The organism is Dokdonia sp. Hel_I_53 (assembly GCF_007827465.1).
Lineage (GTDB): Bacteria > Bacteroidota > Bacteroidia > Flavobacteriales > Flavobacteriaceae > Dokdonia.
In genome coordinates this window covers 2,376,040-2,399,584 of the sequence record NZ_VISL01000001.1, presented here as the reverse complement: position 1 = coordinate 2,399,584, position 23,545 = coordinate 2,376,040, and the positions used below count along the sequence as shown (strand labels likewise).

Genomic DNA, 23,545 nt, shown 5'->3' with positions numbered 1-23,545 from the left:
ATAAATGAAGAATGTTACACTAAGTTTAAGCCTAGCAATCGTTTGCTTAAGTTGTTCAAGTACAAAATCTACAAGTAAAGATAATACTAGCCAGTCCACGACCGTTGCTATAGACACAAGTAGTGAAAAAGTTGCTTCACCAGAACCTGAGAAGAAAATAATGAGGACAATGTTAGTTGGAAAAGAAGATAGGAAAGCGCTTGAAGAAGCTCCATTTAATACCTGGTATACTACCAACTATTCTAATTATAGTGTAAACAAAACATTAATACCAGATATTACAAACGGACTTAATGGAGTAACGGTAACAACCTTTATGGGTACTTGGTGTGGTGATTCCAAACGTGAGACACCACGTATGTTTAAAATTTTGGACGTTGCAAATTTTGATAACAGTGATTTAGAACTTATTACAGTAGATCGTACGAAACAAAACCCAACTGAGTTTACTTCAGGTCAAAATATAAAACGCGTACCTACTTTTATTTTTAAAAGAGATGGTAAAGAGATAGGACGTATAGTAGAGCGTCCTATAGAAAGTTTAGAAAAGGATATGATTAAAATACTTAATGGAGAAACATATAAACATGCTTATGAAAAATAAATGGATACTCATTTTAGTAACACTATTACTAACTGTTGCCTGTAAAGAGCACAAATCTGTAGAAGAAGTTACAGAAGAGCTAGAAGAGAAAGTAGCAGAAGAAAATGATACAATAAATAATGTAATAGAAGAGATACCTGTGCTATTAGGCGAGTTTACTCGTGATACACTTGAGGCTAATCCTTACAATACGTGGTTTATTGAGAACTACAAAGCACATTCGCTAGATGAATCTTCATTACTGGCTGTAAAAGAAAATATTAAAGACGTACGTGTTACTGTATTTATGGGAAGTTGGTGTGAAGACAGCCAGCGTGAAGTCCCTGCGTTTTTCAAAATACTAGATGAAATAGATTATGGCAGTGATTCTGTAAACCTCATTATGGTTTCTGAAGATAAAGAGGAACCTGCAGACCTAGTTAAAGATAAACAGATCACAAATGTACCTACTTTTATTTTCACAAAAGATGGAGAGGAATTAGGACGTATAGTTGAGTACCCTTTAGAGAGTTTAGAAAAAGATATGGTTAAAATTCTTACTGGAGAAGACTACACACATGCATATGCAGAGTAATTAAATAAGAATATATACGCTTTCGCGAAAGCGTAATTCATCAAAGAACCTAATTTCAGTAAACTGATAATTAGGTTTTCTTTTTTATGAATATTTCTACAAGCTAATCTCTTTTGCTAATTACTATCTTTGCTTAAAAATCACTTCCCATTAAAGAAACGATAACCATAGCTGTAGATTTTGACGGAACCATCGTTGAAAATGCATATCCTGCAATAGGTAAACCATTGCTATTTGCTTTTGACACACTCAAAAGATTGCAACATGAAGGTCATCAAATCATTTTATGGACCTATAGATCTGGAAATAAACTGGAAGAGGCTCTTGATTTTTGTGCAAAAAATGGAATCGTGTTTTACGCAGTGAACAAAAGTTATCCAGAAGAGGAATATAGTACAAAAATAAGTCGCAAAATAAATGCAGATGTATTTATAGACGATCGTGATGTGAGGGGCATGATGGGCTGGGGAGAAATTTACCAACTTTTGAGTACACATCAATCCAGTAAAGAAGTTCACAAAAGAAAGAGAAAACCAGAAAAGAAGAAAACTTATAAAAGTTTCATATCGCGCATAGAAGAACTTTTTAAAGACGATAAATAACAATGGCAATTATACAAAAGACAAGAGAAGAAATAGAAATAATGCGAGAAAGTGCCCTAGTAGTTTCTCGGACTTTAGGTATGCTAGCAAGCGAGGTGAAACCAGGAGTAACCACGCTTCAGTTAGATAAACTAGCCGAAGAATATATACGCTCACAAGATGCTATCCCAGGATTTTTAGGCTTGTATGACTTTCCTAATTCTTTGTGTGTTAGTCCTAATGAACAAATAGTACATGGTATCCCTAATAACACACCACTAGTAGAAGGAGATATCATATCTATTGATTGTGGTGCTATAAAAAATGGCTATTATGGTGATCACGCGTATACGTTTGAAGTGGGAGAAGTTACTCCAGAAGTAAAAAAATTACTGGAAGTTACTAAAGAATCTTTATATAAAGGCATAGAACAATTTAAGTTGGGAAACCGCGTAGGTGATGTAGGCTATGCGATTCAAAAGTTTACAGAAGATCATGGTTATGGTGTTGTAAGAGAGCTTGTAGGGCATGGTCTAGGCGCTGTAATGCATGAAGATCCAGAAATGCCTAACTATGGCCGTCGAGGTCGTGGTAAAAAATTTATTGAAGGAATGGTTGTCGCTATTGAGCCTATGACAAATATGGGAACAAAAAATATAAAACAACATAGTGATGGCTGGACCATTACTACTCGTGACAATAAGCCCAGTGCACATTTTGAACATGACGTTGCAATTATAGATGGTAAACCAGAATTACTCTCTACGTTTGCATACATCTACAAAGCATTAGGTATTGAAAGCGAAGAGGAAACTCCTTTTCGACAGCAAGCTTTAGTGCTATAGAGGTTGAAAAAAGTCTTTAAATATTTCCTCAATACAATACCTCGGCCAGTGTTAATCAGGCTGAGTTACCTAGTACGCCCGCTATTAGCGTTTGCACTTCAGGGAGATAGATATGAAGACCCTATAGATGGTAGGACATTTAAGAGGTTTCTACCATACGGCTACGGTACACCTAGAGAAAATGTGCTATCTCCATCTACCCTGTCACTTGAACGCCACAGATTATTATGGTTATGGCTCAAACGAGAGACAGATTTTTTTTCTACTCCTAGAAAAGTATTACATTTTGCTCCAGAGCAAGCTTTTTATTCCCGCTTTCGCGAAAGCCATCATCTAAATTATACTACTACTGATCTCAACTCGCCACTGGCAGATGTAAAAGCAGATATTTGTAATTTGCCTTTCGGCGAAAACAGTTACGATCTCATATTCTGTAATCACGTTTTAGAACACATTCCAGACGATACTAGGGCAATGCAAGAGTTATATCGCGTTTTAAAATCAGGTGGGATGGCCATTTTACAAATACCGCAAGAACTTGATAGAGCCATAACTTTTGAAGATGACACCATTATAGACCGCGATGAACGTGCTAAAATATTTGGACAATATGATCACGTGCGTGTCTACGGCCGCGACTACTTTGACAAACTAAGAAGTATAGGTTTTAAAGTTGAAGAGATAGATTATACAAAACAGCTTTCTTGTCACGAAGTTGATAGATATAGACTAGCTCCTGGCGAGATATTACCTATATGCTATAAATAACAATCATTTTAAAGTGATATCTGTATAACATCAGTTTAACGTATATCATAAATTAATGATAACACAATTTCTAATTCTCCACATTTATAGTATTTTCATTGTCTAATTATAAGATTATGAAACACATACTATCAATGATTTTTCTACTTACAATGCTAGTAGGATGTCAAGAAAAAAAAGAAACTAATCAACCTGAGCCTATGAATGAAGCGGTTGAACAAGAAATTAAAGAAATAGATAACGAAATTGAGGAACTTGATTCTTTGAATATTCAAATTGAAAAATCTTCAGAAAAGTTAGATGACATGTTAAACGAATTAAATGATTAAGTATGAAAGCAATAGTAAAAATTATTCTTGTTATGTTAATACTTGCTTTTCAACCAGCTATTGCTCAAAATGGCAACGGTAAGGGAAATAACAATAAGAACAAGAACAACCCAAAAGTTAAAAAGAATACATCGCAAAACAACCGTCGTAAATCTCAATCAAAGGAAAGAGATAAACGTGATTATAATGATGATGATGGTGAGGTCTACAATGATGATGATGGAATCTTTACGGATGATGTTTATGACGAGGACAACAATGGAAAATTAAAGAGCAAGAAAATTAAAAATGGTAATAACAATAATGGAAATGCTTACGGTCGTAATAAGGGAAATCTAACTGGTAGAGAATTTGGACAAGAACGTGCTAGACAAGCTAGACTCAAAAGAGATGAAAGAAGACAAGTATTAACCAGAACGGTAAGAGTATCTACAGAGCGCACGCGTACTGCGAGGGAACGAATAAATGAAGCTCTAGAAGTCCTAACAGAAAGGCGCAGGAGGCGTGCTATATCTGAGGCTCAATATACTGAGCGTATGGCAGAAGTGAATCGTGTAGAACAACAAGTTATGCTTGTTGAAAATCTTTTGCAACGTGCTTCTAACTTGAATGTTAAGGTGGATATCGAATAACCTTATAAAAATTGCTATAACTTTATAAAGTCATTCTAAATATAATTAGAATGACTTTTTTATGGATTCAAAACTTCAAAATTATCAGTTTTAAAAACACCTCCGTCATATATTAAATATGCTTCCACATCATGGTTTTTTAGAGCTTCTATAGAACGTTGTAACCCCATGGCCATACATGCGGTCGCCCAAGCATCTGCCGTCGCACAATCGTTTGCTATAATAGTTGCACTAAGCACATCACTTTTTTCGGCAGAACCCGTAAGCGGATTGATAGTATGTACATATTCTTTGCCCGTAATTTCATCTACACGGTTCTTTCTATAATTACCAGATCCTGCCATAGCCTTATTCGCTAATCTTACAGAAGCAATAGCGGAACGATTTAAGACGTTTGAATCTATACCCTCTACACCTACTATCCATTGCTTATTCTTGTTGTAATTTATTCCAGAAGCAACAATTTCACCGCCTATATCTATAAGAAAGTTCTCAAATCCTTTAGACTTTAAGTACACCGCTATTCGATCTACACCATAGCCTTTTGCCACCGCATTAAAGTCAAAATAAATCTCAGGACTACGCTTGGTAATAGTATGATCTTCATTAAGTATTACTTTATCCCAACCTACATATCGCATCAATGAATCTAACTTTGTGCTGTCCATTATTCTAATAGCTTCCGTATCACCGAATCCGTAAGCATTACGCAATGTTCCAACAGTAGGGTCAAAATATCCTGAAGTGGCTTTATAAAGCTTTCGCGAAAGCGTAAAAACATCTATAAACATATCATCCACAACTACTGTACTGTCGCCACGATTAATTTTAGAAATATCACTAGCCGGTATATAGGTGCTCATTGATTTATTCACCTTATAAATCACACTATCAACTCCTTTCTGAATACGGGGAGCCTCATTACCCTTACCAAAGTAAATTACCGAATAGAATGTACCAAAAGCTTGTCCTGAAATAGTTATCTCATCAGAAGTCCTTTTTTGATTACAACTAAAAAATATTAGTATAACTAGAAAGTAGTAAAAACGCATTATAAAATTTCTTGAAGTCCGTTATAAATTTCTCTATATGGTTTGTCCTTTTCGACTGGTAATTGATAATTATCTCCATGACCTAACCCTACTCCGGCATAAAAAGTACGCGCTTCAAATTTGAGCGCATGATCTCGCATTCTTATCATCTGTGCCTCATCATACACATTAGCATCTTCTGGAAACGTACGTGCACGTACAATCACAAAATGTAGCTTTTTGTCTTTTAATGCTACAAACTGTGGATCTTTTTTAAGTTTGGAATTTACTGCCATAAATTCATAACCTTGACTCTTTAGATCATCTCCTACGATGTTCATCGCTAGGTTATGTAGCTCTTGTTCTGTAAGGAGTTTTGCCATACTACAAAGATACTAGTCATAAATTATTTACATAGTATTGTAATGCATGATATCCAGCAATTTTTCATAAAAAAACCCGACACATAGTAGTATCGGGTTTGTAATATTTCTCAAAGGAAATTATATATTATCCTCCAAAATCATCAAAACGGATGTTTTCATCTGGAATACCGTAATCTTCACCCATTTTCTGAACAGCGTTATTCATCAATGGTGGCCCACAGAAATAAAGTTCAATATCTTCTGGAGCTTCATGTTTGCTTAAGTATTGATCTATAACCACTTGGTGTATAAACCCTACAAAACCATCTCCTTCTCCTTCGGTAGATTCTTTAACTTTCCAGTTATCTTCTTCCATAGGCTCAGAAAGAGCTAGGTAAAATTTAAAGTTTGGAAATTCTCTCTCTAACTCTCGGAAATGTTCTAGATAAAACAATTCACGCTTTGAACGTCCACCATACCAATACGTAACGGTACGTCCTGTTTTTAAGGTTTTAAATAAATGGTACAAGTGTGAGCGCATAGGTGCCATTCCTGCTCCCCCACCTACGTAAAGCATTTCTGCCTCAGACTCGTTGATAAAGAATTCACCGTAAGGTCCCGAAATCGTCACTTTATCTCCAGGTTTTTGAGCAAAAATGTATGAAGAAGCTACTCCAGGATTTACATCCATCCATTGATTCTTAGAGCGATCCCATGGCGGTGTAGCAATACGGACATTGAGCATAATCTCACGACCTTCTGCTGGAAAAGAAGCCATAGAATAAGCACGCTCAACAGTTTCATTATTCTTCATGGTTAATGGCCATAAGCCAAACTTATCCCACTCAGCTTGAAATTTATCAGGTGTTTCGTGCTCCTCTGGATGCGCTGTAATATCGATGTCCTTATAGTTTATGGTACACTCAGGTATTTCAATTTGAATATACCCACCAGCTTTGTACCCCATATCTTCAGGAATCTCTACTACAAATTCTTTAATAAAGGAGGCTACGTTATAGTTACGAACCACTGTAGCTTCCCATTTCTTAATTCCGAATACCTCCTCTGGAATAGTGATATTCATATTTTGCTTTACCTTTACTTGACAAGCTAGACGTGCTCCATGAGCAAGTTCTTTACGTGAGAAGTGTGGTGTTTCTGTAGGTAAGGCTTCACCACCTCCTTCAAGGACGTGACATTCACATTGTATACAAGTACCTCCACCACCACAAGCAGATGGTAAAAAGATCTTGTTATTTCCTAATGTAGAGAGTAAAGTTCCACCAGAGGCAACTTCAACCTCTTTTTCTCCATTAATAGTAATTGTAACTGGACCTGATGGAGATAATTTTTGCTTTGTAAAAAGCAATAATCCCACAAGAAGTAAAGTTAGCACTAAAAAAGCTACAATGGTTGCGATAACAACGCCAGACATAGATGCTAGTAGTATCATATTTAGTTTTCTTTTTCGTTTGCAATTTCAGCATCGATCATAGCTACCGGCTGATTGTTTTCATTTTCTTCTAAAGTCTGTGCAGATTCTGTTGTAGGAGAAGCAACACCTTCTTCTTCATCACCCCCAGTGAGCATTCCTCCAAAACTCATGAAGCCTATTGCCATTAACCCAGTTATGATGAATGTAATCCCTAACCCTCTCAATGGAGGTGGAACATTTGAATATCTGATTTTCTCACGTATTGCGGCAATTGCTAAAATTGCTAAAAACCAACCAATTCCTGATGATATTCCATAGTTAAAAGCAAGTCCTAACGTTTGAATATCTCTAGACTGCATAAATAAAGACCCCCCTAAAATAGCACAGTTTACGGCTATAAGTGGTAAGAAAATACCCAAAGAATTGTAAAGTGAAGGGGAAAATTTTTCCACTACAATCTCTACTAGCTGTACCATGGTTGCAATAGTAGCAATGAAGAGTATAAATGATAAGAAACTCAAATCATACTCTGCATATTCAGGTCCTAACCAAGCTAGGGCACCGTCACGTAAAATGTACTGATCTAAAAGCCAGTTGATGGGTACAGTAACAGCAAGTACAAATATTACGGCTGCTCCCAATCCTACGGCAGTAGATACCTTTTTAGACACCGCTAGGTATGAACACATCCCAAGGAAGGTTGCAAATACCATATTATCGATGAAAATGGATTTAAAAAATAATTCAATATGCTCTAACATATCTTTTGTTTTATAGGTTTACGCTTTCGCGAAAGCGTGAAAAAGTTTATACTAGTTTTCCTCTACTAATGCTGGATTCTTACTACGTTGTACCCAGATAATTAATCCTACCACGATAAGCGCCATAGGAGATAAGAGCATAAAACCGTTATTCTCATATCCAAATGCATAGAGACCTGTTTTCTCAATAGGATCTCCAAGCACCTTAAATCCTAGTAGGGTTCCTGAACCTAAAAGTTCTCTAAAGAAACCTACAGCAATAAGTATCACACCATATCCTAATGCATTACCAATACCGTCTAAAAATGATCTGTATGGCCCATTACCTAAAGCAAACGCTTCAAAACGACCCATAATGATACAGTTTGTAATAATTAGACCTACAAAAACTGAAAGTTCTTTACTAAGCTCGTAAGCAAATGCTTTGAGCGTTTGATCTACAACAATTACTAGCGTTGCAACCACGATAAGTTGCACAATGATTCTAATTTTAGATGGAATGATGTTACGCATAAGCGAGATCACAACATTTCCTACACCTAGTACAAATAATACTGAAACAGCCATCACGATGGATGCTTTAAGCTGTGCAGTAATCGCAAGTGCAGAGCAGATACCTAATACTTGAATTGTAATTGGGTTGTCGTCTGCTAGCGGATCAAGAATGAGACGCTGGTCTTTTTTAGATAGTATCGCCATTATGCTTTAGTTTTAAAATCTTTAATAAATGGAACGTAATTACCTAGAGTGGTTTTAATCATTGCACTTACTCCATCTCCAGTAATTGTAGCACCCGCAAGGGCATCTACTTTATTGTCATCTTTACGCTCATTTTTTGGGTCATTATTCCCTTTTGCAACAGTAATACCGCTGTATTGCGTTTTCTGCATGATGCGTTCTCCAGTGAAATCATCCATAAAATAACGCTCTTTAATATTTGCGCCAAGTCCAGGGGTTTCTCCTTTATGATCAAAATAAACACCTTGCACAATTAGCTCATCATTTAATGCAACGTAACCCCAGATCGCATCCCATAGCCCCTTTCCATACATAGGAACTACGTAGTATTTCTGACCGTCTTTTTCACCTACAAACAAAGGCATTTTGCGTTCGTTCTTAGGAAGTTTACTTTGCTTTTTCATATCTACAGTAAAAGCCTCGTCACTCTGAGTAATATTACCATTTTGAATTATGTAAGCTTCCTTTATATACTTGTCATATTCTGCCTCTACTCTATCAGTAGGAATAAAGTTTACACTCCCTTCACCCTCTACGTTTTCATTCACACCCATTGCATACAGAATATTCTGCTGCTTTTCAAAGCGTTCATTTTCTTTAATAGCTGGCTTAAGACCAGTAGCTAGTCCTGCAAGCACACCTCCTACTACGATTACCATAATCGTAGCAAAGAGAATTGTATATCCGTTTCCGTCTGTCTTTGCCATGGTTATGCTGTTTTAAGTTTAAGACGTTTCATTCTTTTCTTCACATTACCTTGAACTACATAGTGATCAATAGTAGGTGCAAAAACGTTCATTAATAAAATTGCTAAGAATACTCCTTCTGGATATGCTGGATTAAATACACGTATCATGATAGAGATAAATCCTATTAAAAATCCGTATATCCATTTCCCTTTATTTGTTTGAGATCCTGTAACTGGGTCTGTAGCCATATAAACGGCACCAAATAAAATACTTCCTATTAATAAATGCTGCCAGAATGGAACACTCATTAATCCGTAGAATTTGCTTGAATTATCAATCCAACCCGCATCAACAACACCATTAAATACAAGACCCATTACCAGTGCTCCTACAATAGCAGACACTATGATTCTCCAACTTGCAATCTTAGTGAAAATTAAAAAAGCTGCACCAAATACGATAAGGACTTTTGAAGTTTCTCCTACAGAACCTGGTATAAATCCTAAGAACATATCCCAATAATCATAAACCACTGCACTATTTTGCGCGTAGCTACCTAAGATAGTTTCTCCAGATATTGCGTCAGGTTGTCCTGCCATTTCTACTGCTTGATGCACCCAAACTTTATCTCCAGACATCCACGTAGGATATGCAAAGAATAAAAATGCACGGATGGTAAGTGCTGGATTTAAAATATTCATTCCTGTCCCTCCAAATACTTCCTTACCAATAACGACTCCAAACACAACTGCTACAGCCAGCATCCATAGTGGAATATCAATAGGTACGATAAGTGGCACAAGCATTCCTGTTACTAAGTACCCTTCTTCTACTTCATGCCCTTTAATTACGGCAAAAATAAATTCCACTAGAAGTCCTACTCCATATGAAACAACCACTAATGGCAATACCGTCCAGGCTCCTATTGCAAAGTTATCCCAGTTCCAAAAATTTGTATCAAAGAAACTAGTCACTTTATACTCTGCAGCAGTACCAGCTACCTCAGCAACTGCATAATAATGCTGATATCCTGCATTAAATATTCCAAAAATCAAACAAGGAATAAGCGCTATAATTACCGTATTCATTGTTCTTTTTAAATCATCTACCGCTCGTATGTGACCTCCACTATGTGTAGTCTCATTAGGAGCATATAAAAAAGTGTGAAGCGCATTAAAGGCCGGAGCCATTTTTTTGCCTTCATACTTCATTTTAAGCTTATGTAAACTTTCTTTCATTCCCATAACTTACCCTATTTCTTTATACATAACATCTAATCCCTTACGAATAATTTCTTGGTGTGGTTGCTTAGACACACATATGAATTCTGTAAGAGCAAAATCTTCTGGAGCTACCTCATACATTCCTAGTGCTTCCATTTCATCTAAATCTTCTACCATACAAGCTTTTAAGATTTGCATAGGATAGATATCTAAAGGAAAAACTTCCTCATAATTCCCTGTAACTACAAAGGCACGATGTTCTCCATTTGTATTCGTGTCGAGATCATATTTTTTCTTAGGTTGCATCCACGAAAATGTAAGTGCTCTTGATGGCGATATTTTATCAAAAACTGGCTTGTTCCACCCAAAGAATTCGTAATCATCACCTTCAGGTATTGCCACAAATTCAGTTGCATAAAAACCTAAAGCACCTTCAGGACTTACTTTATTACCGGTGAGAACGTTACCAGATATAAACCTATTATTATCACCCTCAACACCTGCATCATATGCAAATGTAGAAACCTCAGCTCCTATCATGGTACGGTAATATTTAGGAGCTTTAATACCAGATCCTGAAACTGAAATAATACGTTGCGCATTAAATTTTCCAGTTAACAGTAACTCACCGATGATCACTAGATCTTGAGCAGCCACCGTCCAAACAGTTTCCCCTTTATTGATAGGACTTGTTTTATTAATAAGAGTTCCTACATTTCCTGCAGGATGCGGTCCTTTAACCGTATATGTAGTAACATCACTCAATCCTGAGAATAAAGAAGCACTTGAAGCGATAGAAACATGCACTCCACCATCCGTAAGCTTAGCTAATGCACTTACCGCCGCTTGAAGCTCTGCAGTTTTACCTGAAAGCACAAAGTCAAGATCTGCAGCAAGTGGCCCCGTGTTAAGACCAGAAATAAAAATAGCCTTTGGAGTTACTGTAGGTTTTGCAATCACATCGTAGGGACGCTGCTTTATAAAAGGCCAAACGCCACCCTCAAGCAATCTTTCTTTGGTTTCATCGGCTGTTGCATTAACAGGCAAGATCCCAAAATCCCTTTGCAACCCATTATAATCAGCTTCAATCACGATATCTGTGATCACACGTCGTGCGCCACGCTTAATTTCTGTGATTGTACCCGCTACAGGAGACAAAAACTTGATTTCTTCTTGAGATTTTGAATAAAAAATCTCGTCTCCGGCCTGTAGAGTCGCCCCTTCTTTAAGCACCATTTTTGGAGTTACGAGATGAAAATCTGAAGGTCTAATAGTTATGGTACGCGATCTAGGTCCTTCAGAAATTGTTTTTTCTGCTTCGCCCACTAATCGGATATCAAGACCCTTTTTGATTCTGATGTCTTTAGACATATGTCAGTAGATTAATGTTATCTAAAATCCTCTAAATTTGAGGTGTGCAAATTTACAACATAGAAGACTTTTTTCCGAGTAGGACCTAGGGAAAGTGTTATTTATAAATATTCTAAATAATATCAGAATTTTGACATTCTAACTATTGAAACTTTTTATCATATAATGATACCTCCTAGTCTTGTTCGCTATCATGATCGTAAAGTATAGTGGGGGTTAAACTTTCTCGAAAGCGAATATAACCTCTAAGATATGGCTAGCGTAGCTCGGCATTAAATTTGTTTATCTTTAACACCTATTGTTATATTTATGAAATACCCTCTTACCCTTGTTTTATTATTTGTTGCATTTTCTCAAATTGCACAAGTTGCTCAAGAGACTCCCGAACCTCCATTTATAAAAACGATACAATTGCGCGGAGGCTCAGAAACTGGCCAGCTTCCTATACTAAGATTAGGAGAATCCCTAGAGCTATCTTTTGATGATATTATAGGAGATGAGCGAGATTATTTTTATAAGATTACCCACCATAATGCAGACTGGACTCCCAGTATACTCGCTCGCTCTGAATATATGCTAGGGATGGACAATGTACGAATACTCAATTTTGAAAACTCTGTTGCCACATTACAATTGTATACAAACTATAAGCTGAGAATCCCTAATAACATGACTAAACGCTTATTAAAGAGTGGCAACTACTTGTTAAGTATTTATGACGAAGAAGAACAACTTGTTTTTTCTAGAAAATTTATGGTATATGACCCTCTTTTTTCTATAGGTGCTCAAGTTAAGAGATCTCGCGACTTACAATATGTTAACACCAAGCAAACGCTTAGGTTTTTCATAGATAGCGGTGATAATGCTATCATCAACCCAAAGAGGAATCTTCATACCCTACTGGTTCAAAATAATGACTTGAGAAATGCTATTACTGGAGTGCAGCCTCAGTATACTATGGGCTCTAAGTTAGAATACAGATATGATGAGGAAACAGCTTTCTGGGCAGGAAATGAATTCTTCTTCTTTGAAAATAAAGATGTGAGAGCAGCAACAGCAGCTATACAAAGTATAGAACTTAAAAGCTTATATCACAATTACTTATATACAGACCCTGCACGATATGACCAATCGTATACTTATAATCCTGATATAAATGGAGGTTTTGTTATTACCACATTACAAGGTCGTACACCTGTTACAGAGTCAGAATATGTTTGGATTCATTTCTCACTGGCTCACCCAAAATTGCTAGATAATCAGACAGTGCATATTTATGGTGGTTTCAATAATTATGTTACAGATGAAGGTACAAAGCTTTCTTTTAACCCAAAAACGCAACGGTATGAACTTCCCTATTTACTTAAGCAAGGATTTTACAACTATAGGTATGTTATTTTAAATAGTGATGGCACAAGAGATCAAGAGAATAATATAGATGGTAATTACTGGCAAACAGAAAATAATTACAAGATACTTGCTTACTATCGCCGCCCTGGCAGCAGATATGATGAGTTATTAGGATACGGGCAGACTAACTCTTCTGATATAACTAATTAAAATAAGATAAACTATCTCACTTCTAATGGACCTAAAACTAAATTTCTTTTAGTGTACGCTTTCGCGAAAGCGTAACACTGCTTAAAATTTCACGTCAACTATATAAAACCATTATATTTATATTGTGAAAGAAACAGATATCAAGCCATCTAGCCGTAAAGCGATGCACTATCGTGGTGTTGAGTGCCTCAATTGCGGACATCCTCTCGACCTTACGGATCGATTTTGTGCTTATTGTGGGCAAATTAATACCACAAAAAGGCTATCTCTGGCAGACTTCTTTAATGAATTTGTATTGAGTGTTTTTACCTATGATTCACGTTTTAGATACACCCTGAAAGACCTGCTTTTTAAACCAGGTACGATAACAAAAAATTATGCTAAAGGGAAGCGCCTGAAATATGCAAATCCATTTCGCTTTTTTCTAAGTGCTTCTATTTTTTACTTTATTCTACTTGCCATCGTAGGATTTTTTGAAACCCCTCAAGAGATTAGTTTTACGGACAATAAAATAACTGTAAACGGTGAAGAGGTTCCTTTAAACACTATAAATGAAGACTCACTTAATTTAGATTTAAAAAGTCTAAAAAACATCACAAATGAATCCGAATTAAATACAGCCGAAGAAAAACTTAATCAAGAAATAAAAGCTGGAATTGTTTCTATTAAAAAAAGTAAGGATAAAAAAGAAGACAACACCTATGTCTACATTTCTGAAGAAGAGATAAAAAAACATAATTTTATTAATCGTTTAGCAAAAAAAGGAGCTTTTTTTCATTCGTTTTACGAAACCACAGACATTAAGAATGCAGATCTAGCTTTAGATAGTATTCACTACGAAAAAACAAAGATGAACTTATGGTTGTATTCAAAAAACAAAGACTATGATAGAATTAAAGAAAATCCTGTGCGATTTGCCAGCTATTTAGCTTCAAAAACACCTTTTTTTCTATTTTTCTTCGCCCCTATTTTTGCGCTATTCTTTTGGATTATTTATAGTAAAAAGAAAGCAAACTATATGGAACACTTGGTGTTTATATTTCACATTTTCAGTTGGATTTTTGTCGTTTTAATTATTTGCTTGTTACCAGATATACTTCTACCTGGCGATCACTTACTTTCCAGCATTATCATCCTATTTATAGGACCTTTCTATTTTTACAAAGCACTTCGTAATTTTTATAAACAACAGAGACTCATTACATTAATAAAATTTGTATTTTTAAATTTCGTGTTTATGATGGGGGCATCTGTATTTGCCTTCTTCTTTTTTGCGATTACAGCGATTTTATTTTAATAATGGTACAACAAGTTACTAGAGGTATTAAGATTTCAGTAGAGACATCTTTTGAAGGCACATTTTATAAAAATCATAAAATGCACTTTGCCTTTGGGTACACTATAACTATTGAAAATCAAAGTAAAGATAGCGTACAATTGATGGCACGCCACTGGAGAATAACAGACGCATTAAATTTACCTGAAACTGTAGAAGGGGAAGGCGTAATAGGAAAAAAACCTGTGTTGAAACCTGGAGAATCTCACACCTATACTTCTGGATGCTTACTAATGTCCCCATTTGGGGCGATGGAAGGGTTTTATCAAATGGTTAATTTTACTACTACTCGTAAATTTAGAGTATGCATTCCTACGTTTAAATTAAGCGCTCCTTTTGCGCTCAATTAATTCTACACTTTATTTATTCTCCAAGTATGTCAGCCAGTGTTAGAAAGATATCAAACTTCCCTTCTTCTTTACTAACTGCAAGAAACTGTAAGCATTGTAATTAATGGACATGAATCTATGGAAATAGTTATTTAAGTAAAACCAAATTGTTATATAAATCTCAACCCTAGAATTTTATCCATCAATTTCTGATTTTCTTTTAGAAACATACGAGATAATATTTCTCAAATCTAAACTGAAAGCAAGATTTTTATAAATAAAAGATTAAATGATGTAACAAAACTTCGAAATTCTAGTCTTTTAAATATAAACCAAACTAATTGTGAATATCTAGTATGCATTACAAAGTAATTTGTTTTACATATCACCTCGCATTTCATCAATCAAAAAATTTAATCACATGAGAAATTTAATCTTAGGAATACTCTTATTCCTCACAAACCTTAGCTATTCTAACATAGCAGAACCACCAGAAAGTACGGGAAGTATAAATGGAACTATCATAGATAAACAATTACAAGAGCCATTACCATTTGTTACTATAACAATCTTGGACGCAAATGGAGGTATTATTACTGGGGGTATTTCTGATGATAATGGAAATTTTCTTGTAGATAAGATTCCTGAAGGTAAGCACTCCGTTGCAATCCAGTTTATAGGTTATAAAACATACTCTCAAAAAATAGATGTTACCAAAAAGAACAAAAAGATAGATCTTGGGGTCATCGCTTTAGAAGAAGAAGCCGCCACACTAAACGAAGTGACTGTGGTTGCAGAGGTAACGACTATCAAGCAAAAAGTAGATAGAAAAGTAATAACAATAGGAAAAGACCTTTCTACTACAGGTCCAACAGCTGGCGATATTATGAATAACCTTCCATCTGTTAGTGTTGATCAACAAACTGGTTCCTTGTCACTTAGAGGAAATCAAAATGTACAAGTAATGGTAGACGGAAAACTATCTAATGTTCCCGTTGACCAATTGTTAAAACAAATACCATCTACATCTATCAAGCAGATAGAGTTGATTACCAATCCCTCTGCAAAATACAATCCAGAAGGAATGAGCGGACTCATAAATATTATACTTCACAAGAACTCGAACTTAGGGTATAATGCAACCTTAAATACAGGGTTTACGTATCAAGACAACCCTAAATGGAATGCTGGAGTAGATCTCAATTACAGAAATGGAAAAGTAAATCTCTATAGCAGTTGGGGAGGAAATTACAATAAAGAAAGGAACTACGGTTTTGTAGATAGACCTAATGAGAGCATCTATCAAGATTTTGGATTTTTTAATGACAACAATTCCAATTTATTTAAAGTAGGGGTAGATTATTATATAAACGATAAGAACACGCTTTCTATATTCACAAATCAAAATCTCTTTAATGGTTATGTAGATGGCACTGCAGATGTTGATTTTAACGTAGATGAAAATGATGTTTTTCAAACTTTTCATAACGGGAATAAAAATACCTCAGAGCAATACAACGTGGATTATAAAGTAGATTTAGCTAAAGAAGGTAGCTATGTAGAACTTGAAATAGACCATAACATTTTTGATGGAAATGAGAGTGGTGACTTTCGTTTCTTGGGAGTAAATACTGCGCAAGATTATAATGACTTAATTGATACAGAGCGCAATAGAACTACTATTAATTTGGATTATGAACATCCAATATCAGAAAGTTTAAAAGTAGAAGCTGGAGCTCAAGCTAGAATATTTGACTCCAAAATAAATCGATCTTCCAATCAGCTCGTGATCAACCCCTTTAATCTCAATTCTGATCCTGAAACATTTATCCCTTCTCCATCCACAAATTTTGATTATTCACGAGATATTTATTCCTTATATGGATCCTTAAACAAAAAATGGGATAAGTGGTCTGCTCAATTTGGACTTAGAGTAGAGTCTGTTTCTGTAAATGCTAGAACAAATGAAACTTTTGAAGAAGGTATTGTTACAGATGATCTTTCTAGTTTTGAAACAGATCCTTCTGTAAAGGTGACTAGAGCAGGAAATAGTGTAATTAGAATATTTGGAAATGATTACCAACAGCTCTACCCTTCCCTTTTTCTTACCTATAGCGCTTCAGAAAAAAACCAATATCAATTTAGCTATAGTCGTCGCGTAGATCGTCCGGGCATAGGACAAGTGAACCCTATCAGAGAGTTTAGTACTCCTTTATTATCAGGCTTTGGAAATCCATCATTAGTTCCACAATTCACAAATTCAGTCGAGGTAAACTATACCCGCACCTTAAAAAAGGGATCAATTACTGCAGGCCTTTTTTATCGTAAAGTTTCAGATATGATTAATCAAGCCCTACTATACAATCGTACAGATCCTAACCTTAACAGCTTAGTATTTACAAATGACAACTTTGATGATACGGCATCTTATGGAGTAGAAGTTTCTTCTAACTATAAGCCTACAAAATGGTGGAGCATAAATGCAAGCTTTGACCTATTTGCTCAAAAACAGACCTCTTTCACAGAAACAATAGATCCAAGCATTACAGACCCAACAGTAAATGACATTGAGGATGCAAATTTTGAGATTGACAATGTTGTATACAATTTTAGGGTTTTCAACAATTTTAAGGCTACAAAAAAACTTAGCTTTTCTGCTTTCTTGTTATATAGAGGTCCCAACCAAAATGTTCAATTTGATATAGACCCCATGTTCATGACAAACGTAGGAGCACGCTATACTTTCTGGAAAGACAAAGCAACCTTTAGCCTTAACTACAATGACGTTTTTAATACTATGAAATTTCAAGGCACAGGAACAAGGCCTTTCAATCAGAACATACAGTTCAATTGGGAAAGTAACACTATTAATGCAGCACTTTCTGTGAGGTTAGGCAGCAATAAATATCGGGCAAAATCAAGAAAGAGACGTAACAAAGATGAAAAAGAAGGAGGAGGGATTTTCTAGAAGTTCACTATCCATACTTAAAAGTCTGAAGCTTAGGCTTCGGACTTTTTTTGCCTAAAAAATGGTTAAACGTATCAAATTCAAAAACATGAAACTTTGTTTCAGCGTTTCTATAGTAGACATAAAATCTAAAATGGTATGCAGTTTTGCTTTCGCGAAAGCGTAACTACTCAAATTGTTAGAGGGATCTTAAACCAATATAGCATCCCTTTAAGAATTTGTAACTTTGCAGCTCTTAAAATAAAAACACAAAACAACTATGGGAAAAGGATTTTTTCAAGTTCCAATTGCTGTCAATGAAGAAGTAAAATCGTATGCTCCTGGTTCTCCAGAGCGTGAGGCCGTTGCTGCAGCTTATAAAGAATTATTTAACGCGCATACAGAAGTACCGATGTACATCAACGGGAAAGAAGTACGCACCAAAGATACACGTACCATTCACCCACCACATGATCATAAAAAGGTTGTAGGTGAATATCATCTAGCAGAAAAAACACATATTGATCAGGCGATCGCTGGAGCTTTAGAAGCTCGTACTGCTTGGGCAGAACTGCCTTGGGAGCAACGCGCAGGTATTTTCTTAAAAGCTGCAGAGCTCATTCAAGGACCTTATCGTGCTAAGATCAATGCCGCTACAATGATCAATCAGTCTAAAACGATCTATCAGGCTGAGATTGATGCGGCTTGTGAGCTAATAGACTTCTTACGTTTTAACGTACAGTTTATGACAGAGATTTATAGCGAGCAACCAGAGTCTACTTCTGGAGCTTGGAATAGATTAGAATATAGACCACTCGAAGGGTTTATTTATGCAATTACTCCTTTCAACTTTACGGCAATCGCGGCAAACTTACCTGCTGCCTGTGCATTAATGGGCAATGTAGTTGTATGGAAACCCTCTGATAGCCAAATGCTTTCTGCAAAAATTATTTTAGATATTTTCCGTGAGGCTGGCGTACCAGATGGTGTGATTCAAGTAGTACACGGTGACCCGGTAATGATTACAGATACAGTACTGGCAAGTCCAGACTTTTCTGGGTTGCATTTTACAGGTTCTACACATGTATTTAAAGATATTTGGAAGAAGATTGGTGAAAACATACACACCTACAAGACGTATCCTCGTATTGTAGGTGAGACTGGAGGAAAAGATTTTATTGTAGCACACCCAAGTGCACCGGCACAACAAGTAGCTACAGCAATCTCTCGTGGTGCATTTGAGTTCCAGGGACAAAAATGTAGTGCAGCTAGTCGTGGTTACATTCCTGCTTCTAGATGGGAAGAGATAAAAGAGCTTGTGATAAAAGATGTAGAATCTTTTAAAATGGGATCTCCAGAAGACATGAGCAATTTTATTACGGCCGTTATACATGAAGATTCTTTTGATAAGCTTGCCAAATATATTGACCAAGCAAAGGAGGATGCAAATGCAGAGATTATTGTAGGTGGAGGTCACGATAAGAAAAAAGGATACTTTATTGAGCCTACAGTTATCGTAACTACAGATCCAAAGTATGCTACTATGCACACAGAACTTTTTGGTCCTGTAATGACAATATATGTATATGAGGATAAAGACTGGAGCGAGATGCTTAAGCTTGTAGATCAAACAAGTGAATATGCTTTAACTGGCGCAGTACTATCTACAGATCGTTATGCAATCCAAGAAGCTACAAAAGCGCTTAAAAATGCTGCTGGTAACTTTTATATAAACGATAAACCTACGGGAGCAGTTGTAGGGCAACAGCCATTTGGTGGTGCTCGTGCATCTGGAACAAATGATAAGGCAGGTTCTGCTTTAAATTTACTACGTTGGGTGAGCCCGCGTATGATTAAGGAAACCTTTGTCACACCTACGGATTATAGGTATCCATTCCTAGCGAAAAAATAATTTAGTTACGCTTTCGCGAAAATTTTAATAATGCAAAACCCGTTCTATAATTGTAGAGCGGGTTTTTTATTCAAACACGTTTACATACATGAGGAAGTTACCGTAACCTTGCATACCAATTAAATTCCTTATACATTTGCTGCATAAGTAAAGAGGACAGATTTGACTGCTTGCAACCTCATAAAAAAATGCCTAAAATCGAAATATTCATAGAATATTCTTTTCTGTGTAATTTTCTTGAGGCGCATACGTCAAATCACCTTCTAGAGTACAAACAAGAATTTAAAAACCATACTAAATGGCTTATTTATTTACTTCAGAATCTGTTTCTGAAGGACACCCAGATAAAGTAGCAGACCAAATATCTGATGCACTAATTGATCATTTTCTAGCTTTTGATAGCGAATCTAAAGTTGCTTGTGAAACCCTTGTAACTACAGGGCAAGTAGTACTTGCTGGTGAAGTTAAGAGTCAAGCATATCTAGACGTTCAAAAAATAGCCCGCGAAACCATTAATAAGATTGGATATACAAAAGGAGAATACATGTTTGACGGAAATTCATGTGGTGTACTCTCTGCTATACACGAACAATCTGACGACATTAGCCGTGGAGTAGATCGAAAAACAAAAGAAGAGCAAGGAGCAGGTGACCAAGGTATGATGTTTGGTTATGCCACCAAAGAAACAGATAACTTCATGCCCTTAGCATTAGAGTTATCTCATAGACTTCTTAAAGAACTGGCAAATTTACGTCGTGAAAACGATGAAATCACGTATTTACGTCCAGATGCTAAGGCACAAGTCACCATTGAATATAGTGATGACAATGTACCTCAACGCATCGATTCTATAGTAGTATCAACACAGCATGATGAATTTGATGAAGATGAGGCAATGCTAGGACGTATACGAGGTGACATACAAGATATTTTAATTCCAAGAGTTGTGGGTATGTTACCTGAAGATATCGCTAGTCTTTTTAATGACAATATTAAGTATCACATCAACCCAACTGGTAAATTTGTAATAGGTGGCCCTCATGGAGATACTGGTCTTACAGGTAGAAAAATTATTGTAGATACTTATGGAGGTAAAGGTGCTCACGGTGGCGGAGCGTTTTCAGGAAAAGACCCCTCAAAGGTAGACAGATCTGCCGCGTATGCGACACGTCACATTGCAAAAAATCTTGTAGCTGCTGGAGTTGCAGATGAGATTTTAGTGCAAGTATCTTATGCTATTGGTGTAGTAGAACCTATGGGAGTTTTTGTAGAAACTTACGGAACTTCGCATGTCAATCTTACTGATGGAGAAATAGCAGAAAAAGTAACCGAACTTTTTGATATGCGTCCATCTGCTATAGAAAGTAGACTAAAATTACGCTCCCCTATTTATAGCGAGACTGCCGCATACGGTCATATGGGTAGAACAAATGAGGTTGTGACAAAAACATTTGAGAGTTTTGACGGTAAGAAAACAGATGTCGAAGTGGAGCTATTTACTTGGGAAAAGTTAGATTATGTAGATAAGGTGAAACCTGCGTTTAATCTTTAATAAACATTAAAGAGTTTATATTAAACTAATAAAGCGATCTCATAAATAGAGATCGCTTTTTTTTAGTCACGCTTTCGCAAAAGCATAACTCAAATACTTAGTGCTAAGGTTTCATATCTAATAAGTGTACCAAGAAAAATCCACCTATTTTTCTCGCTTTGAACTTTGCAGTTTCTGCTTTTTCGCCTTCAAACAAAACATCCACAGTTTGCTCCCAATGTTTTAACCAGAGGTTAAAATGTTGTTCATTTATAATATACCCTTCTGCGCGGTCTACTTTTTTATGCTCGCGCAATGGGTGCCCTATAAAAATACGTTTCATAAAAAGGTTACCTTCCCAAAAATCTGTAAGGTGTTCAAAATGGGAGGGCCAATTTTTAATGTGCCTATTAAATATAGGTCCCAAAAGTACATCTGCTCTCACTCTTGTATAAAAGTTAGTTACAAGGGAATACACATCCTCTCTATTTTTAAGATCTTCTTTCATGATGTGAAGATACTAGATAGACTAATATTTTGTACTTTGCCTTCTTATGAAAAAGATGATTTTCATCCTTTTAATTACTTCAGCCATACTATCTAGAGCTCAAGAATACTCGGCTGAACTTGTTTTTGAGATGCCCCTTAAAGCAGATTTTTTTATTGGAGTAGATGATTACAATGCCTTGTACTACGCAAAAGACAATCAAATAATTAAACAATGGGATGACATAACTATGCAATTTAGTGCATTACAGTTAGGAAAAATTACTTCTATAGATATCCTCAATCCTCTAAAGATTATTGTTTTTTATGACAATTCAAATACAGTGGTAATTCTTGACAATACCCTTTCAGAAATAGAACGGATTAACTTTAGTACTATTCCTGCATATAGAAATATAAGTCATGCATCTAATGCGGGGGACCGTAAGCTTTGGATTTTTAACACAGATGAACAACGCTTAGAAATTTATGACTGGGGACTACGAAAAATTACTACTCAATTTCCTCCTAGAAAGTCTAATGAAACTTTAGTAGTGAGTAATTTTAATTTTGCCTGGGTTGCAGATGATAACTCACTCTCTGAGTATAATATTTATGGCAGTTTTCTGGATGAAAATCACTTAAAGAATATTGAATTTATGAGCCAGTCTCATGGAAATTTACTACTATCTGCAAATACAATATTTCAATACAAAAAGAAAAATGCAAGGGAATTTTTAAAGATAAATTTACCAGAATTACCGCTAGAACAACTTTATTTGAATAATGAAATCCTGTATATTTACAGCCACCAAAAGGTAAAAGCCTTCAGAATTAAATTAGCTAAATAAGTTATCATATGCACATCGCCATCGCCGGTAATATCGGGGCAGGTAAAACTACCTTGACGAAACTTCTCTCAAAACATTTTAAGTGGACACCGCAATACGAAGATGTAGTAGACAACCCTTATCTCGACGATTTTTACAACGAGATGGAGCGCTGGTCATTTAATTTACAGATATATTTCCTAAACAGTCGTTTTCGTCAGTTACTTGACATTCGTGATAGTAAAAAAACAATCATTCAAGACCGCACAATTTATGAAGATGCGTACATATTTGCGCCTAACCTTCATGCAATGGGCTTATTGACAAATCGTGATTTTAATAATTATAAATCTTTATTTGACTTAATGGAGAGTGTTGTAGATGCTCCAGATCTTATGATTTATTTACGTAGTTCTATACCTAACCTAGTATCACAAATACATAAACGTGGGCGGGAATATGAAAATTCTATTTCTATAGATTACTTGAGTCGCCTTAATGAACGTTATGAGGCATGGATACACGGATACGATAAAGGGAAGTTACTGATCATTGATGTAGATAATATTAATTTTGTAGATAACCCCGAGGATCTTGGAAACATTATCAACCGTATTGATGCGGAATTAAATGGGCTTTTTTAATGTAAAACAACCATCTTATTTAGA

The 23,545-nt window shown here is 35.9% G+C and carries 24 protein-coding genes; 15 read left to right on the top strand and 9 right to left on the bottom strand.

Translation table 11 applies throughout. From position 1 onward, the window contains the following. Window positions 1-4 precede the first annotated feature (4 nt). The 7 genes from OD90_RS10735 to OD90_RS10705 all read left to right on the top strand — a co-directional run bounded on the left by OD90_RS10735 (window position 5) and on the right by OD90_RS10705 (window position 4,333). Window positions 5-604 (top strand): thioredoxin family protein, encoded by a 600-nt coding sequence (locus tag OD90_RS10735; protein ID WP_144669168.1) that lies wholly within the window; start codon window positions 5-7, stop codon window positions 602-604. Beyond that, entirely contained in the window at window positions 570-1,178 is a 609-nt protein-coding gene (locus OD90_RS10730; RefSeq protein ID WP_144669167.1) for a thioredoxin family protein, read from the top strand. Before OD90_RS10735 ends, OD90_RS10730 begins: the two co-directional genes overlap by 35 nt. A gap of 149 nt (window positions 1,179-1,327) precedes the next feature. Continuing rightward, window positions 1,328-1,780, top strand: a complete 453-nt coding sequence (locus tag OD90_RS10725) for a BT0820 family HAD-type phosphatase (RefSeq protein WP_186434781.1) — start codon at window positions 1,328-1,330, stop codon at window positions 1,778-1,780. Between the two features lie 2 nt (window positions 1,781-1,782). After that, window positions 1,783-2,604: a type I methionyl aminopeptidase gene (gene map / locus OD90_RS10720; RefSeq protein WP_144669165.1), complete on the top strand. Its 822-nt coding sequence runs from the start codon at window positions 1,783-1,785 to the stop codon at window positions 2,602-2,604. 3 nt (window positions 2,605-2,607) lie between these two features. Further along, on the top strand, window positions 2,608-3,372 hold the full coding sequence (locus OD90_RS10715) for a class I SAM-dependent methyltransferase (RefSeq protein WP_144669164.1): 765 nt from the start codon (window positions 2,608-2,610) through the stop codon (window positions 3,370-3,372). Window positions 3,373-3,488: 116 nt separating this feature from the next. Then, entirely contained in the window at window positions 3,489-3,701 is a 213-nt protein-coding gene (locus OD90_RS10710) for a hypothetical protein (protein ID WP_144669163.1), read from the top strand. A 2-nt stretch (window positions 3,702-3,703) separates the two neighbouring features. Continuing rightward, window positions 3,704-4,333 (top strand): hypothetical protein, encoded by a 630-nt coding sequence (locus OD90_RS10705; protein ID WP_144669162.1) that lies wholly within the window; start codon window positions 3,704-3,706, stop codon window positions 4,331-4,333. Between the two features lie 59 nt (window positions 4,334-4,392). Here OD90_RS10705 and OD90_RS10700 read toward each other — a convergent pair whose 3' ends face one another. The 8 genes from OD90_RS10700 to OD90_RS10665 all read right to left on the bottom strand — a co-directional run bounded on the left by OD90_RS10700 (window position 4,393) and on the right by OD90_RS10665 (window position 11,946). Then, window positions 4,393-5,385: an FAD:protein FMN transferase gene (locus OD90_RS10700; protein WP_144669161.1), complete on the bottom strand. Its 993-nt coding sequence runs from the start codon at window positions 5,383-5,385 to the stop codon at window positions 4,393-4,395. Continuing rightward, complete coding sequence (locus OD90_RS10695) at window positions 5,385-5,747, bottom strand: Na(+)-translocating NADH-quinone reductase subunit F (RefSeq protein ID WP_144669160.1); 363 nt, start codon at window positions 5,745-5,747, stop codon at window positions 5,385-5,387. The genes OD90_RS10700 and OD90_RS10695 overlap by 1 nt, the downstream gene beginning before the upstream one ends. A 127-nt stretch (window positions 5,748-5,874) precedes the next feature. Next, window positions 5,875-7,182, bottom strand: a complete 1,308-nt coding sequence (gene nqrF, locus OD90_RS10690; RefSeq protein ID WP_144669159.1) for an NADH:ubiquinone reductase (Na(+)-transporting) subunit F — start codon at window positions 7,180-7,182, stop codon at window positions 5,875-5,877. A gap of 2 nt (window positions 7,183-7,184) precedes the next feature. After that, entirely contained in the window at window positions 7,185-7,925 is a 741-nt protein-coding gene (nqrE, locus tag OD90_RS10685; protein WP_144669158.1) for an NADH:ubiquinone reductase (Na(+)-transporting) subunit E, read from the bottom strand. A gap of 51 nt (window positions 7,926-7,976) precedes the next feature. After that, window positions 7,977-8,624, bottom strand: coding sequence for an NADH:ubiquinone reductase (Na(+)-transporting) subunit D (locus OD90_RS10680; protein WP_144669157.1), 648 nt, complete (start codon window positions 8,622-8,624; stop codon window positions 7,977-7,979). Then, window positions 8,624-9,370, bottom strand: a complete 747-nt coding sequence (locus OD90_RS10675; protein WP_144669156.1) for a Na(+)-translocating NADH-quinone reductase subunit C — start codon at window positions 9,368-9,370, stop codon at window positions 8,624-8,626. The genes OD90_RS10680 and OD90_RS10675 overlap by 1 nt, the downstream gene beginning before the upstream one ends. 2 nt (window positions 9,371-9,372) lie before the next feature. Beyond that, window positions 9,373-10,596 carry an NADH:ubiquinone reductase (Na(+)-transporting) subunit B gene (locus OD90_RS10670; protein ID WP_144669155.1) on the bottom strand — a complete coding sequence of 408 codons (1,224 nt, stop codon included), beginning with the start codon at window positions 10,594-10,596 and terminating at the stop codon, window positions 9,373-9,375. Between the two features lie 3 nt (window positions 10,597-10,599). Next, on the bottom strand, window positions 10,600-11,946 hold the full coding sequence (locus OD90_RS10665; RefSeq protein WP_144669154.1) for a Na(+)-translocating NADH-quinone reductase subunit A: 1,347 nt from the start codon (window positions 11,944-11,946) through the stop codon (window positions 10,600-10,602). A 309-nt stretch (window positions 11,947-12,255) separates the two neighbouring features. Here OD90_RS10665 and OD90_RS10660 point away from each other — a divergent pair, with 309 nt between their 5' ends. The 6 genes from OD90_RS10660 (at window position 12,256) to metK (ending at window position 21,582) form a co-directional block, all read left to right on the top strand. Next, window positions 12,256-13,506, top strand: a complete 1,251-nt coding sequence (locus OD90_RS10660; protein WP_144669153.1) for a DUF5103 domain-containing protein — start codon at window positions 12,256-12,258, stop codon at window positions 13,504-13,506. A gap of 124 nt (window positions 13,507-13,630) precedes the next feature. Continuing rightward, complete coding sequence (locus OD90_RS10655; RefSeq protein WP_144669152.1) at window positions 13,631-14,803, top strand: DUF3667 domain-containing protein; 1,173 nt, start codon at window positions 13,631-13,633, stop codon at window positions 14,801-14,803. 2 nt (window positions 14,804-14,805) lie between these two features. After that, window positions 14,806-15,192 carry a Co2+/Mg2+ efflux protein ApaG gene (gene apaG / locus OD90_RS10650; protein WP_144669151.1) on the top strand — a complete coding sequence of 129 codons (387 nt, stop codon included), beginning with the start codon at window positions 14,806-14,808 and terminating at the stop codon, window positions 15,190-15,192. 400 nt (window positions 15,193-15,592) lie between these two features. Further along, entirely contained in the window at window positions 15,593-18,139 is a 2,547-nt protein-coding gene (locus OD90_RS10645; protein ID WP_144669150.1) for an outer membrane beta-barrel family protein, read from the top strand. A 259-nt stretch (window positions 18,140-18,398) separates the two neighbouring features. After that, window positions 18,399-20,030, top strand: a complete 1,632-nt coding sequence (gene pruA / locus OD90_RS10640; RefSeq protein ID WP_144669149.1) for an L-glutamate gamma-semialdehyde dehydrogenase — start codon at window positions 18,399-18,401, stop codon at window positions 20,028-20,030. Between the two features lie 298 nt (window positions 20,031-20,328). Then, window positions 20,329-21,582, top strand: coding sequence for a methionine adenosyltransferase (metK, locus tag OD90_RS10635; RefSeq protein WP_144669148.1), 1,254 nt, complete (start codon window positions 20,329-20,331; stop codon window positions 21,580-21,582). Window positions 21,583-21,685: 103 nt separating this feature from the next. On the opposite strand, the gene OD90_RS10630 is transcribed toward metK, so the two are convergent. Further along, the gene (locus tag OD90_RS10630) at window positions 21,686-22,069 is read right to left on the bottom strand and encodes a group III truncated hemoglobin (RefSeq protein ID WP_144669147.1); all 384 of its coding nucleotides are present in this window, start codon (window positions 22,067-22,069) and stop codon (window positions 21,686-21,688) included. Window positions 22,070-22,115: 46 nt separating this feature from the next. On the opposite strand from OD90_RS10630, the gene OD90_RS10625 reads away from it, so the two are divergent. Further along, window positions 22,116-22,898, top strand: coding sequence for a hypothetical protein (locus OD90_RS10625; RefSeq protein ID WP_144669146.1), 783 nt, complete (start codon window positions 22,116-22,118; stop codon window positions 22,896-22,898). 8 nt (window positions 22,899-22,906) lie between these two features. Next, complete coding sequence (locus tag OD90_RS10620; protein ID WP_144669145.1) at window positions 22,907-23,521, top strand: deoxynucleoside kinase; 615 nt, start codon at window positions 22,907-22,909, stop codon at window positions 23,519-23,521. The last annotated feature ends 24 nt before the right edge of the window (window positions 23,522-23,545 follow it).

Excerpts from the sequence above, each read along its gene's own strand:
- OD90_RS10620 (WP_144669145.1), top strand. The coding sequence starts at position 22,907 with ATGCACATCGCCATCGCCGGTAATATCGGGGCAGGTAAAACTACCTTG.
- nqrE (WP_144669158.1), bottom strand. The coding sequence starts at position 7,925 with ATGTTAGAGCATATTGAATTATTTTTTAAATCCATTTTCATCGATAAT.
- OD90_RS10710 (WP_144669163.1), top strand. The coding sequence starts at position 3,489 with ATGAAACACATACTATCAATGATTTTTCTACTTACAATGCTAGTAGGA.
- OD90_RS10670 (WP_144669155.1), bottom strand. The coding sequence starts at position 10,596 with ATGGGAATGAAAGAAAGTTTACATAAGCTTAAAATGAAGTATGAAGGC.
- OD90_RS10630 (WP_144669147.1), bottom strand. The coding sequence starts at position 22,069 with ATGAAAGAAGATCTTAAAAATAGAGAGGATGTGTATTCCCTTGTAACT.
- OD90_RS10730 (WP_144669167.1), top strand. The coding sequence starts at position 570 with ATGGAGAAACATATAAACATGCTTATGAAAAATAAATGGATACTCATT.
- OD90_RS10705 (WP_144669162.1), top strand. The coding sequence starts at position 3,704 with ATGAAAGCAATAGTAAAAATTATTCTTGTTATGTTAATACTTGCTTTT.
- metK (WP_144669148.1), top strand. The coding sequence starts at position 20,329 with ATGGCTTATTTATTTACTTCAGAATCTGTTTCTGAAGGACACCCAGAT.
- OD90_RS10675 (WP_144669156.1), bottom strand. The coding sequence starts at position 9,370 with ATGGCAAAGACAGACGGAAACGGATATACAATTCTCTTTGCTACGATT.
- pruA (WP_144669149.1), top strand. The coding sequence starts at position 18,399 with ATGGGAAAAGGATTTTTTCAAGTTCCAATTGCTGTCAATGAAGAAGTA.
- OD90_RS10625 (WP_144669146.1), top strand. The coding sequence starts at position 22,116 with ATGAAAAAGATGATTTTCATCCTTTTAATTACTTCAGCCATACTATCT.
- OD90_RS10735 (WP_144669168.1), top strand. The coding sequence starts at position 5 with ATGAAGAATGTTACACTAAGTTTAAGCCTAGCAATCGTTTGCTTAAGT.
- apaG (WP_144669151.1), top strand. The coding sequence starts at position 14,806 with ATGGTACAACAAGTTACTAGAGGTATTAAGATTTCAGTAGAGACATCT.
- OD90_RS10700 (WP_144669161.1), bottom strand. The coding sequence starts at position 5,385 with ATGCGTTTTTACTACTTTCTAGTTATACTAATATTTTTTAGTTGTAAT.
- nqrF (WP_144669159.1), bottom strand. The coding sequence starts at position 7,182 with ATGATACTACTAGCATCTATGTCTGGCGTTGTTATCGCAACCATTGTA.
- OD90_RS10680 (WP_144669157.1), bottom strand. The coding sequence starts at position 8,624 with ATGGCGATACTATCTAAAAAAGACCAGCGTCTCATTCTTGATCCGCTA.
- OD90_RS10660 (WP_144669153.1), top strand. The coding sequence starts at position 12,256 with ATGAAATACCCTCTTACCCTTGTTTTATTATTTGTTGCATTTTCTCAA.
- map (WP_144669165.1), top strand. The coding sequence starts at position 1,783 with ATGGCAATTATACAAAAGACAAGAGAAGAAATAGAAATAATGCGAGAA.
- OD90_RS10645 (WP_144669150.1), top strand. The coding sequence starts at position 15,593 with ATGAGAAATTTAATCTTAGGAATACTCTTATTCCTCACAAACCTTAGC.
- OD90_RS10695 (WP_144669160.1), bottom strand. The coding sequence starts at position 5,747 with ATGGCAAAACTCCTTACAGAACAAGAGCTACATAACCTAGCGATGAAC.
- OD90_RS10665 (WP_144669154.1), bottom strand. The coding sequence starts at position 11,946 with ATGTCTAAAGACATCAGAATCAAAAAGGGTCTTGATATCCGATTAGTG.